This is a genomic window from Idiomarina loihiensis L2TR, from assembly GCF_000008465.1.
In the GTDB taxonomy this organism is placed as follows: domain Bacteria; phylum Pseudomonadota; class Gammaproteobacteria; order Enterobacterales; family Alteromonadaceae; genus Idiomarina; species Idiomarina loihiensis.
Window position 1 is genome coordinate 2,448,855 of sequence record NC_006512.1, and the last position, 12,258, is coordinate 2,461,112.

Consider the following 12,258-nt stretch of genomic DNA (forward strand, 5'->3'; position numbering starts at 1 on the left):
GTAACCGCAGGTATTTGTCATGTTAGATAAAGTGGTCATTGCCAACCGTGGCGAAATTGCACTGCGCATACTGCGAGCCTGTAAAGAGCTCGGCATTAAAACAGTGGCAGTTCATTCAACGGTTGATAGAAACCTTAAACACGTTTTACTTGCAGACGAAGCAATTTGCATAGGTAAAGCGCCAGCGAACGAGAGCTACCTGAACATTCCCCGTATTATCAGCGCCGCTGAAATTACGGATGCAGCAGCTATTCACCCGGGTTACGGCTTTCTGGCCGAAAACGCCGATTTTGCTGAACAAGTTGAACAATCTGGCTTCATTTTTGTTGGACCAACGCCGGATCTTATCCGTCTTATGGGCGACAAAGTATCAGCCATTAAGGCAATGAAGAAAACCGGCGTTCCTTGCGTTCCGGGGTCGGATGGCCCTCTGGATGACGACGACGAACGTAATAAGAAGCTTGCTAAGCGCATTGGTTACCCCATTATTATTAAAGCAGCAGGCGGCGGCGGTGGTCGTGGTATGCGGGTTGTACGCGAGGAGAGCGAATTGCTCAGCTCTATCACTATGACTCAGAACGAAGCTCGCGCAGCCTTCGGTAACCCTGTTGTCTATATGGAAAAATTCCTTGAAAACCCTCGCCATGTGGAAATTCAGGTTCTGGCCGATGGACAAGGCAATGCCATTCATTTAGGTGAACGTGACTGCTCGATGCAGCGTCGTCACCAGAAAGTGGTTGAAGAGGCACCTGCGCCGGGTATCACCCCTGAAATGCGTAAATTTATTGGTGAGCGTTGTGCCAAAGCTTGTGTAGAGCTTGGCTACCGTGGCGCTGGTACATTTGAATTCTTGTACGAAAATGGTGAATTCTATTTCATTGAAATGAACACCCGTATTCAGGTTGAGCATCCGGTTACCGAGATGGTCACAGGTATCGACTTGATTAAAGAGCAGTTGCGCATTGCAGCCGGTCGTCAGCTTTCGGTCAGCCAGGAAGATGTTGTCATTCGTGGTCATGCCATTGAATGTCGGATTAACGCCGAAGACCCTGAAACCTTTACACCGTCACCGGGCACTATCACCCGTTTCCACTCTCCGGGTGGCTTTGGTGTGCGTTGGGACTCACACGTTTACGCGGATTACAAAGTTCCGCCGAACTATGACTCGATGATAGGCAAGCTGATTACTTACGGCGAAAACCGTGATATTGCTATTGCCCGTATGCGTAATGCTTTAAATGAATTGATCATCGAAGACATTAAAACCAATATTCCTCTGCAAAAATCAATTATGGCAGATGAAAACTTCCAGCACGGTGGTACCAACATTCACTACCTTGAGAAAAAACTTGGTATAGGCGGGCATTAATTAATGCCCTGGATACAACTCACCCTTTCCTGTAGTGAAGAGCATGCGCCCCAAGTGGGTGACATGCTCATGGCTAACGGCGCTCAGGCGGTAACTTACCGAGACGGCGCCGACACGCCCATTTTTGAACCCCGCCCCGGCGACGTTATATTGTGGGAACACACTCTAGCCACGGGCTTATTTGACGCCGACGCGGACATCAAAGCCATTATTGCCAACCTGAAACAGTCCAACATTTTCGGCAGCGATTTGCAGTACAAAGTCGATGCACTGGAAGACAAAGACTGGGAACGCGAATGGATGGATAACTTCCACCCTATTCAGTTTGGCGAGAATTTATGGATTTGCCCCAGCTGGCGGGAGATACCAAAACCTGAAGCCGTTAATATTTTGCTCGACCCTGGCATGGCTTTTGGTACCGGAACACACCCAACAACCGCTATGTGTCTGCGCTGGATAGACGCCAACCCACCAACCGGCAAAACCGTGGTGGATTTCGGTTGTGGCTCAGGGATATTAGGCATTGCCGCATTACTATTTAAAGCAGAACACGTAGTTGGCATTGATATTGACCAACAGGCGCTGATTGCGACCAAAGATAACGCTGAGCGCAATAAGGTGGGCGATAAATTTAGCCTTTATCTACCCAGCCAACAACCTGAAACCCAGGTGGACTTGGTACTTGCCAATGTCCTCGCCGGCCCTTTACGAGAGCTAGCCGATACCATACTCGGCTTCGTTTCCCCCGGCGGACAACTGGTTTTATCCGGTATACTGGAACGGCAAATAGAAGGGGTTATTGAGGCTTACCAACCGCACATAAAATTCGATACCCCGACTATAGACGGCGACTGGGCAATGCTCAGCGGTACCCGCGTTGGTTAACAAGCGTACGCTTTGTCAATAGTAAAAAATGAAAAAAAGACTCAAATTGCGTAATAAATAGCCTTTTCTTTATTGCGCAAATTCCCTAAAATTCCTCACCCTTTCGCTGAGTAGTTTTTAACCGATGCGGATTGGTCCATATCAACTCGACAATCAGGTCATATTAGCTCCCATGGCTGGAGTTACTGATCAGCCGTTCCGTCAGCTGTGTTACAGCACGGGGGCCGGGCTTACAGTATCAGAGATGCTGTCCAGTAACCCTAAGGTATGGCAGACCGATAAATCCAGGCAACGCATGGATCATTCGGGAGAGCTGGGCATTCGTGCTGTGCAGATAGCGGGCTCGGAACCGGCATTAATGGCCGAAGCAGCGCGCGTGAATGTGAGTATGGGTGCGCAGATTATTGACATAAATATGGGCTGCCCGGCGAAAAAGGTAAATAAGAAGATGGCTGGCTCGGCGCTCATGCAGCATCCCGGGTTAGTAGAAGAGATATTAACAGCTGTGGTTGCAGCTGTTGAGGTTCCGGTAACACTGAAAACCAGAACCGGTTGGGATCCTGAACACAGAAACGGTATTGATATAGCGCAGCTGGCAGAACGTTGCGGTATTCAGTCTCTTGCCATTCATGGTCGTACTCGTGCCTGCATGTACAAAGGCATTGCCGAATACGACACCATTAAGGCAATTAAGAAGGCTGTTTCTATCCCAGTAGTGGCTAACGGCGATATCCGTACACCACTGCAGGCTCAACAGGTTTTAGAGTACACCGGAGCCGACGCCATTATGATTGGTCGCGGCGCGCAGGGTAACCCCTGGCTGTTTAGAGAAATTGCTCATTTTCTTGAAACAGGACAGGAGCTAAGCCCGCCGTCCTTAACCGAAGTGGCTGAGACCGTTATTCATCACGTTGGCAAACTGCACGAATTTTACGGCAGTTACCAGGGTGTCAGAATCGCCCGAAAACACGTTGGTTGGTATTTAAAAGAACAAGCCAGCAATGATGAATTCAGGCAAACATTTAATCGTCTTGAGGATGCCAGCGAGCAACTTAAGGCACTTGAAGATTATTTTGTCACTGTAGAGAAGAGATAAGCGCATTATGTTTGATCAAAACCCTAGTCGTGAGAACGTATCTCCCCTAACCACTATCGGCAATAACGCACAGCCAAAGCCATTGCGTGATTCCGTAAAACAAGCATTGAACAGTTTTCTGCGTCAGCTTGATGGTCAGGATCCTGAAGAACTTTACGAGTTGGTGCTATCTGAAGTAGAAGCACCGTTACTGGAAGAAGTCATGACTTACACCCGGGGTAATCAAACCCGCGCCGCAACCATGTTAGGCATTAACCGCGGCACCTTACGCAAGAAGCTGAAAAAATACGGCATGAATTAAGAAGTTTTTTGGGCGCCTTTTGGCGCCCTTTTTTTATTAACCTCCCCGTAAGTTAACTCAGTATAGAAAGGCAAAACAATGGAAACCCGTCCAATCCAACGCGCTTTAATCAGTGTTTCTGATAAAACCGGTATTGTTGAATTCGCTCAAGCTTTGGCTCAAAAGAACATTGAAATTCTCTCTACTGGCGGTACAGCTAAACTACTCCGTGACTCAGGCATTGCCGTTATTGATGTTTCTGAACATACCGGTCAGGAAGAGATTATGGGCGGGCGGGTAAAGACACTGCACCCTAAGGTTCATGGCGGTATTTTAGGTCGCCGCGATGTCGACCAGGGTGTTATGCAGGAGCAAAACATCGCGCCTATCGATATGGTTGTCGTGAACCTGTATCCCTTTGCTGAAACGGTTGCCAAAGAAGGTTGCTCTCTGGAAGACGCTATTGAGAATATTGATATTGGCGGTCCAACTATGGTTCGTGCAGCAGCGAAAAACCACAAAGACGTGACTATTGTTGTGAATGCCAGTGACTACCAGCGCGTGCTCGCTGAGCTCAATGAGCAAAATGGGGTCAGCCACAGCACTCGCTTTGACTTAGCAGTAGCAGCATTTGAGCACACCGCTCAATATGATGGCATGATTGCAAATTACCTCGGCAAGCAGCTGAGCGAAAACGATTTTGCGCGCACGTTGAACCTGCAGGTATCAAAAAAGCAGGACCTACGCTACGGCGAGAACTCACATCAGGCAGCGGCATTTTACGCAGAGCGCAATGCACCAAAAGGGACAGTTTCCAGCGCGACTCAAATTCAGGGCAAAGCGTTGTCCTTTAACAATATTGCCGATACAGACGCGGCACTTGAGTGCGTAAAAAGCTTTGTTGAACCAGCCTGCGTTATTGTTAAGCACGCAAACCCTTGCGGTGTTGCAATAGGTGAATCTATTTCCGACGCTTATGACCGCGCCTTTAAAACCGACCCAACTTCCGCATTTGGTGGCATTATTGCTTTTAACCGCGAGCTGGATGAAGCAACCGCAACCGCTATTGTTGAGCGTCAGTTTGTGGAAGTTATTATCGCTCCGAGCGTCAGTGAAAGCGCCAAGACAGCTGTTGCCGGCAAAAAGAACCTTCGCTTACTGGAATGCGGTGAATGGTCAGATACGGTTGAACAGCTGGATTATAAGCGCGTCAACGGTGGCTTATTAGTACAGGACACGGATAACCAGGACTTCATTCAGGATGACCTGAAAGTGGTTACAGAAAAACAGCCAACAGATGCGCAAATGACCGACTTATTGTTTTGCTGGAAAGTGGCTAAGTTTGTTAAGTCTAATGCCATTGTTTATGCCAAAGACGGTATGACCGTCGGTGTTGGTGCAGGCCAGATGAGCCGGGTTTATAGTGCCAAAATCGCTGGTATTAAAGCCGCTGATGAAAACCTCAGCGTACCAGGTTCGGTCATGGCGTCGGATGCTTTCTTCCCGTTCCGCGATGGTATAGATGCAGCAGCTGAAGCAGGCATCACCGCTATTATTCAGCCAGGCGGTTCCATTCGCGATGAAGAAATCATTGCTGCCGCCAATGAACACGGTATCGCGATGGTCTTTACCGGCATGAGACATTTCCGTCACTAAGCACCTCTGCTGATAAGTACAGCATTGCGTCAGTAACGTTTGGGGGCTAGTCTTATAGGCTAGTTCTCAACTCTACAGGTGATAGTATGAAAAAAATAATAACTTCTGTTTCCGCCATTGCACTAGCAAGCGTCCTTGGCGCCTGCTCGCCGGCTCCTGAAGCCGACTCTTTGCAAACTGCTGTTGACCATGAATCACGTACTGACAAGTATCAGGCTCGTGACGAGTTCCGCCATCCCCAAGAAACGTTAGAGTTCTTCGAATTAGAGCCAAATATGACGGTCGTTGAAATTTGGCCGGGCGGCGGTTGGTATACCGAAATACTGGCACCTTACCTTGCCGACGAAGGACAGCTTTACGCTGCACATTTTCCTGAAGATTCAGGAAGCGATTATTACCAGCGTTCACTGGAAAAATTCAAAGAAAAATTAACCACCAACCCGGTTTATGGGAATGTAAATTTAACTGAATTTGCCCCGGGTTCTGATAGCGAAATTGCACCGGCAAGAAGTGCCGATAGAGTCCTCACTTTCCGCAACCTTCATAACTGGTATATGCAAGAAGGTGAAGAAGGCGTAGTGCAGGCATTCCGTCAGTTTTATCAAACACTAAAACCCAATGGCATGCTGGGTATCGTTGACCACCGTCTGCCTGAGTCGAAAGAGGCTGAAGCATTCAAAGATTCGGGTTATGTAAAAGAAAGCTGGGTCATAGACTTAGCCGAGCAAGCAGGCTTTGAGTTTGTCGCCAGTGCCGAAATCAACGCAAACCCGAAAGATACAGCCGACCACCCTAAAGGCGTATGGACTTTACCTCCAACCCTAACTCTGGGTGATGAAGATAAAGAAAAATATGAAGCCATTGGTGAAAGCGATCGTTTCACCCTGAAGTTTCGCAAACCCGTTACAGACTAACAGGACAAAGCTAACCTTATGAAAGTATTGGTCGTTGGCGGCGGAGGCCGTGAACACGCTCTGGCGTGGAAAGCAGCACAATCAAACCAAGTTGACTGCGTTTATGTTGCACCCGGTAATGCAGGTACAGAGCGTGAGCCAAACCTGACGAATGTTGCTATTGGTGCTGAGGACATTGAGAGTTTGCTCAATTTTGCTAAAAGCGAAGACATTGAACTGACTATCGTTGGCCCTGAAGCACCGCTCGTTGCCGGTATTGTTGATCGCTTTAACGAAGCCGGACTGGCAGCCTTTGGCCCAACCGCAAAGGCTGCACAGTTAGAAGGCTCTAAAGCCTTCAGCAAAGACTTTTTGCAGCGTCACAACATACCCACCGCCGACTACCAAAACTTTACCGAGGTTGAGCCTGCTAAAGCTTATGTCGCTGAAAAAGGTCTTCCTATTGTCATTAAGGCCGACGGACTTGCCGCTGGCAAAGGCGTTATTATTGCCGAAAGTCAGGAACAGGCAGATGCCGCTATCGACGACATGCTGGCCGGTAACCGTTTCGGCGATGCCGGGCATCGCGTGGTTATCGAAGAGTTTTTACGTGGCGAGGAAGCCTCCTTTATCGTAATGGTTGACGGTAAACATGCCATACCTTTTGCCTCAAGCCAGGACCATAAGGCTCGCGACAACGGCGACAAAGGCCCAAATACTGGTGGTATGGGTGCTTACTCACCGGCTCCGGTGGTTTCTCCGGCCATCCATGACTGGGTTATGCGTCATGTCATTAAGCCCACAGTAGACGGAATGGCTGCAGAAGGAGCACCTTACAAAGGCTTCCTGTACGCGGGTTTAATGATAGCCGAAGATGGCACCTCCAAAGTTCTGGAATACAACTGTCGCTTTGGTGACCCGGAAACTCAACCCATTATGATGCGCCTGAAGTCTGACTTGGTAGAACTTTGCCTCCAGGCAATTGATGGTAAGCTCAATCAGGCGCCTATCAACTTTGACGAACGTGCTGCAGTTGGTGTGGTTATGGCCGCTGGCGGATACCCTGAAAGCTATGCAAAAGGTGACATCATTCACGGCTTGCCGGATCACTCACCTGAAAACCAGAAAGTATTCCACGCCGGTACTAAAATGGATAACGGTAAAGTGGTCACTAGTGGTGGTCGAGTTTTGTGTTGTACGGCTTTGGGTGACACTGTTACAGAAGCACAAAAACTAGCATATCAACTGGTTGATCAAGTGAGCTGGAATAACGTCTATTACCGTACTGATATCGCTCACCGCGCAATAAACCGCGAAGGCTAAATACTTACCTCCTGTCATAGCACTGTCATAAAATAAAACTAAGCTTTTATGTTGTGCTGTAACAGGGGGTTCCATGTCAGGGTCTGATTTAACTAAAGAGCTGCTTAGCCTTATTCAGGACAAACAGCTTTATCCTCTATTCCAGCCCGTTATGGACACTTCCCGTGGAATTGTTATTGGCCACGAAGCTCTTATTCGCGGGCCTAAAGGACATCCACTTGAATTCCCGGATCGCCTATTTTCTCTCGCCAGCCAGGCACAGTTACTGTCTGAACTGGAACTAGCCTGTCGCTCGGCAGCTATGGAAGCGTTTCAAAAAAACGCTATGCAGGGAAAGCTGTTTCTTAACGTAAACCCTAACGTGTTGCAGGACGACAGCCACCCTCATGGCTCAACGTTACGCTTGTCTCAGCAATTCGGCATAGCGCCGGAACAAATCGTTATCGAAATTTCAGAGCGCTATCCAATTGAAGACACCAAGAACTTAAAACACGCCATTATTCACTATCAAAAACTGGGGTTTATGATAGCAATTGATGACTTAGGTGCCGGCTATTCAGGTCTGAAACTCTGGTCAGAATTACGTCCTGACTATGTGAAAATTGATCGATACTTTATTCATTCTATTGAAAAGTCCTCTGTAAAAAGAGAATTTGTACAAAGTATCTTATCGCTAGCCACCAGTTTGCGCACAAAAGTTGTCGTGGAAGGCATTGAAACGCCAGATGAGCTTGAACAACTGCAGGTTATGGGCGTTAATTATTGTCAGGGCTTCCTGCTTGGCAGGCCCGCGCCTTATCCGGTGTTGGAGGTTCCGTCCTCACTACTGTTACCGCATCATCATGTTGCATTAAACTACCAAAGTACTATCGCCAGTGTGGTCGATACCATTCATTGCGTATCAGCTCATACGCGCTCATCTGAAGTACTAGATACCTTTACACAAGACAAAACCTTATCTTCACTGCCCGTTATTCATGAGAAGAAAGTCGCCGGAATTATTCGCAGAGAAAAAATTATGGAGTTCTTTTCCGGTTCCTACGGTCATGCACTTTATGCCAACAAACCGGTTTCTTACATAATGGACGAGCACCCTCTTTCCGTTGACTGGCAAACGTCGCTGGAAGAAGTGAGCCAGCTTATTACCGATAACGACGAAGTCGATATTTATCAGCACATTATTGTGACTAAAAGCGATGTTTACTACGGTGTGGCATCCATTAAAAACCTATTACGCAGAATCACCGAATTAAAAGTTAACAATGCACGACATGCTAACCCCCTAACCCAACTGCCGGGCAACGTTGCCATTAACCAAATTATTGAAGAACAACTTTCCCGAGTGCGATCATTTCACGTCGCCTACTTTGATCTGAACCATTTCAAGCCCTATAACGACATTTATGGGTACGAACAAGGCGACCAAATTATTAAATGGCTGGCGCAGATACTGCAAAAGCAACTATTCAGGCATGGTCATTTCATTGGCCACATTGGCGGGGACGACTTTGTGGCCATTTTCAAAGACATAGATAAAGAACAAACCGAAGAGCAATGTAATAAAATTATCAGAGACTTTGAGCAGGATATTACCCGATTTTATCATCAGGAACACATTGATTTAGGAGGCATAAAAGCGCTATCCCGAAACGGTACGCCGGTTTTCTATCCTTTACTGGGCCTTGCTATAGGAGTTGTTCAGCCTGATCCTTCCGAGTGTTTATCGCATCACGATGTCGCACTGCTGGCCAGTGAAGCCAAAAAAGAAGCGAAACAATCTGACGGCAGCCGTTGCTACATGTGCCACCGCCAAAAACCCAGACGTTTACGCCAAATCAGTCCTCAACAATAAGATCGTCTTCCGTGTCCGAGGCTGAACTGAAAGTGTCATCAGCAAATTTCCCCCGACCATACATACTGGCAACTTTAGGGCGATGAATTCGTGCCTGATACTTGGCCCAAACCTTTTCTACAGTACTTACCGGAGCTTGCTCACCTTTGCACGCGGCCAGTAATTCAATGTCTTCTTTTAACGTCGGCTTAAATTCACCGTTCAGCATGGCTGTAATCAAACAACCATAATGAGTCAATGCATCGCTTTCACGAATTGAAAAGTCGCCAGAGCGTGAAAAGCCATAAGGATAGTTGCGGAAATCGTTAAACGGTTTCTTTAACAGTGATTCACGGGTCATCTTGGTCATGGGTAAGCCCTTCCTACAGACTAAAAACCGAACAAAAGTCTGTCGTTGTATACGACAAAGACGATATAGAGCTAACTCAGAATTTTGTCAATGAAAATTTTTGTAAAATGCCTTTTAACAAATTTTTACAGCATCTATAAATTAGCCTCACGTAATCAAATATGTCACTTTGTTTCAAATTGTTTCGCGAGCATAAGGAAGAGCACTATGAATAAGTTAATGTTAACAACTCTGGCTACCGCTACATTAGGTCTGGCTGCATGCGGAGGATCAGATAGTAATGACACTAACGATTTCGCTCAGTTCTCTTTAGGTATCAGTGACGCCCCTGTCGACAATGCAGAGTCCGTTGTCGCCTGCTTTAACGCCATTGAGCTTACGGGGAATGGCAACTCTCCCCGCACTTTCACAGTTGGTGAAGATATCGAGGCTCCTGAAGAAAATGATCTTTGTACTAATGAGGAAGGCCAGCCCATAGCCAACACCATAGGTATTAACTTATTAGAATTCACCGGCAACGATTCAATGATGTTTCTGGAAGATGCTGAAATAGCAGCCGGGCAATACGGTCAACTAAGACTGGTTATGGCGGATGGCTCATACATTATGACCGACACAAATGGTGACGGCGAAGCCGAGAAGGTGAGTATTCAAGTCCCTTCTAACGAACTTAAACTGGACGGCTTTATTGCCGATGCCGGTGGCAACCTTAACTTTACTGTCGAGTTTGACTTACGCAACTCAATGACAAATCCGGTAGGTCAAAGCCACTATATTCTTAAACCCAGAGGCGTTCGTTTAGTTGATAATTCTGCGGTCGGACACCTGAAAGGAACCGTAGCTGAAGGCGCACTGCTGTTTAACGACACTTGCACCGTGGCACCGGAAAACACAGATGAGCCAGTAGCTTACGTGTATTTATACGAAGGCAGTGATCTCGACGAAGCAACTCTGGCTGATAACGGCGGTTCGGAAGAAAATACGCCGTATGCCAGCACAGCGGTTTACTTTGATGACGTTAATACCTACGACTTTTCGCTTGGGTTTATTGCCGCAGGAGACTACACAGCCGCGCTAACCTGTAACGGTGACGACGACCCTGAAGCCGATGACGAAATTAATTTCCTATTTGCTGAAAATGTCAGTATTGAAGCGTCCAGCGAACCACAAGAACTGGAGTTTGTTGGTGCCGCCAGCGAGTAACCTCAAATTAAAATAAAGCTACAGGGACGTAGCTTTTACCTACCAAAATCCAAAAGCGGAACCAAGACTTCTGCCACTCAGCACTACAGAAATCAGAAAAATAATTGCGGCTAAAATATTTTGCAGCAGTGAGTTGCGATATTTTCCCAACAGAGGACTTTGACAAAGCCACCAGAGAAATCCGACTATTATGGGCAACAAGATGCCATTAGCCACCTGTGCAAACCAGATAACAGTTACGGGCTTAATACCAACGCTGGAAATAATAATGCCAATTACCAGAATCGTGAACCAGATAATCCGAAAAGCTCTGCTGCGTAAATTAACGGACCAGCCCATAATTCCACAAAGCGCATAAGCACTAGCTAAAGGCGCGGTTGTTGCCGACGAAATACCCGCCGCAAACAACCCTATTGCCATTAAATAAGTGGCTCCGTCTCCAAACAATGGTCTTAAAGATTCAGCCAAGTCACCAGCACTCTCTATCTCAACTTGCTGACCAAAAAAGGCCGAAGCAGCTGTAGCCACAATGGCCATAGAAATAAGGCCGCCAAAAGGAATAGAGAGAAAAAGGTCACGCCGCGCGGCTGGCAATTCTTCTGCCGTTTTCCACTTTTTTGAAACACTGGATGCATGCAGGAAAATATTATAAGGAACCACAGTTGTGCCAATTAAAGCCACAACTGTTAAAGTCGCTCCGGTAGGCATGGAAAAACCAAAGGTACCATTGAATACCGCCCCCCAGTCAGGGTCTGTTAATAGAAACGTGCCGATAAAAGCCACGCTCATTAACAGCACCATAACGATAAGAGCTCGTTCTATCACCCGCGCATTACCAGACCAAAGTATTAATAGCGCAATAATACCAATAATAAGCGCCCAGGCATTACTCAGCCAGACATCAAGTACAGGTACCGGTCCAAGCAGTTCGCTGGCACCCAGGCTTGCCCCGGAAAGGTTGCCCCCCTGATAGACACTATTGCCAATAGCAATAGCACTAAAAATGAGCAACAGCGCCAGCCACCGAAGCCAGCCAGAGGTTAAGTTATTACGAATATTCTCGCCCAGACCAGCTTGAGTGACTAACCCAATACGGGCAGACATTTCCTGCAAAATGACACAGGCGACAACGGAAAACAGCAATGCCCACAGCAATGCATAACCAAAATTAGCACCAGCTAGTGAAGCAGTAACTACCGTACCCGGACCAATAAAAGCCGCAGCGACCAGGGCGCCTGGGCCAAAGTTAGACAGTTTCAACATAAGTATTCCTGTGCCCCGGAGACAACAGAAAATTTAATTTTTTGATTAACCCATTTATTGTTTTTATTTTGCATGGGAAGCATGTCCGT

At 47.2% G+C, this 12,258-nt stretch carries 11 protein-coding genes; 9 read left to right on the forward strand and 2 right to left on the reverse strand.

Annotation, left to right across the window (positions count from 1 at the left end; translation table 11 throughout):
* Positions 1-19 precede the first annotated feature (19 nt).
* From accC to IL_RS11780, 8 genes are all read left to right on the forward strand, one after another.
* Positions 20-1,369 carry an acetyl-CoA carboxylase biotin carboxylase subunit gene (accC, locus tag IL_RS11745; protein WP_011235512.1) on the forward strand — a complete coding sequence of 450 codons (1,350 nt, stop codon included), beginning with the start codon at positions 20-22 and terminating at the stop codon, positions 1,367-1,369.
* A 3-nt stretch (positions 1,370-1,372) separates the two neighbouring features.
* On the forward strand, positions 1,373-2,254 hold the full coding sequence (prmA, locus tag IL_RS11750) for a 50S ribosomal protein L11 methyltransferase (protein WP_011235513.1): 882 nt from the start codon (positions 1,373-1,375) through the stop codon (positions 2,252-2,254).
* A 124-nt stretch (positions 2,255-2,378) separates the two neighbouring features.
* On the forward strand, positions 2,379-3,350 hold the full coding sequence (gene dusB, locus IL_RS11755) for a tRNA dihydrouridine synthase DusB (protein ID WP_011235514.1): 972 nt from the start codon (positions 2,379-2,381) through the stop codon (positions 3,348-3,350).
* Positions 3,351-3,357: 7 nt separating this feature from the next.
* Positions 3,358-3,651, forward strand: coding sequence for a DNA-binding transcriptional regulator Fis (gene fis, locus IL_RS11760; RefSeq protein WP_011235515.1), 294 nt, complete (start codon positions 3,358-3,360; stop codon positions 3,649-3,651).
* Positions 3,652-3,729: 78 nt separating this feature from the next.
* The gene (gene purH / locus IL_RS11765) at positions 3,730-5,286 is read left to right on the forward strand and encodes a bifunctional phosphoribosylaminoimidazolecarboxamide formyltransferase/IMP cyclohydrolase (protein ID WP_011235516.1); all 1,557 of its coding nucleotides are present in this window, start codon (positions 3,730-3,732) and stop codon (positions 5,284-5,286) included.
* 86 nt (positions 5,287-5,372) lie between these two features.
* Complete coding sequence (locus IL_RS11770) at positions 5,373-6,200, forward strand: class I SAM-dependent methyltransferase (RefSeq protein WP_011235517.1); 828 nt, start codon at positions 5,373-5,375, stop codon at positions 6,198-6,200.
* Positions 6,201-6,218: 18 nt separating this feature from the next.
* Positions 6,219-7,502 carry a phosphoribosylamine--glycine ligase gene (gene purD, locus IL_RS11775; RefSeq protein WP_011235518.1) on the forward strand — a complete coding sequence of 428 codons (1,284 nt, stop codon included), beginning with the start codon at positions 6,219-6,221 and terminating at the stop codon, positions 7,500-7,502.
* A gap of 73 nt (positions 7,503-7,575) precedes the next feature.
* Positions 7,576-9,354, forward strand: a complete 1,779-nt coding sequence (locus IL_RS11780; RefSeq protein WP_011235519.1) for a bifunctional diguanylate cyclase/phosphodiesterase — start codon at positions 7,576-7,578, stop codon at positions 9,352-9,354.
* On the opposite strand, the gene maoP is transcribed toward IL_RS11780, so the two are convergent.
* On the reverse strand, positions 9,338-9,703 hold the full coding sequence (gene maoP, locus IL_RS11785; protein ID WP_011235520.1) for a DUF413 domain-containing protein: 366 nt from the start codon (positions 9,701-9,703) through the stop codon (positions 9,338-9,340). The genes IL_RS11780 and maoP overlap by 17 nt on opposite strands.
* Before the next feature lie 207 nt (positions 9,704-9,910).
* On the opposite strand from maoP, the gene IL_RS11790 reads away from it, so the two are divergent.
* Positions 9,911-10,906, forward strand: a complete 996-nt coding sequence (locus tag IL_RS11790; protein WP_011235521.1) for a DUF4382 domain-containing protein — start codon at positions 9,911-9,913, stop codon at positions 10,904-10,906.
* A 39-nt stretch (positions 10,907-10,945) separates the two neighbouring features.
* Here IL_RS11790 and IL_RS11795 read toward each other — a convergent pair whose 3' ends face one another.
* Entirely contained in the window at positions 10,946-12,169 is a 1,224-nt protein-coding gene (locus tag IL_RS11795) for an Nramp family divalent metal transporter (protein ID WP_011235522.1), read from the reverse strand.
* Positions 12,170-12,258: the final 89 nt, after the last annotated feature.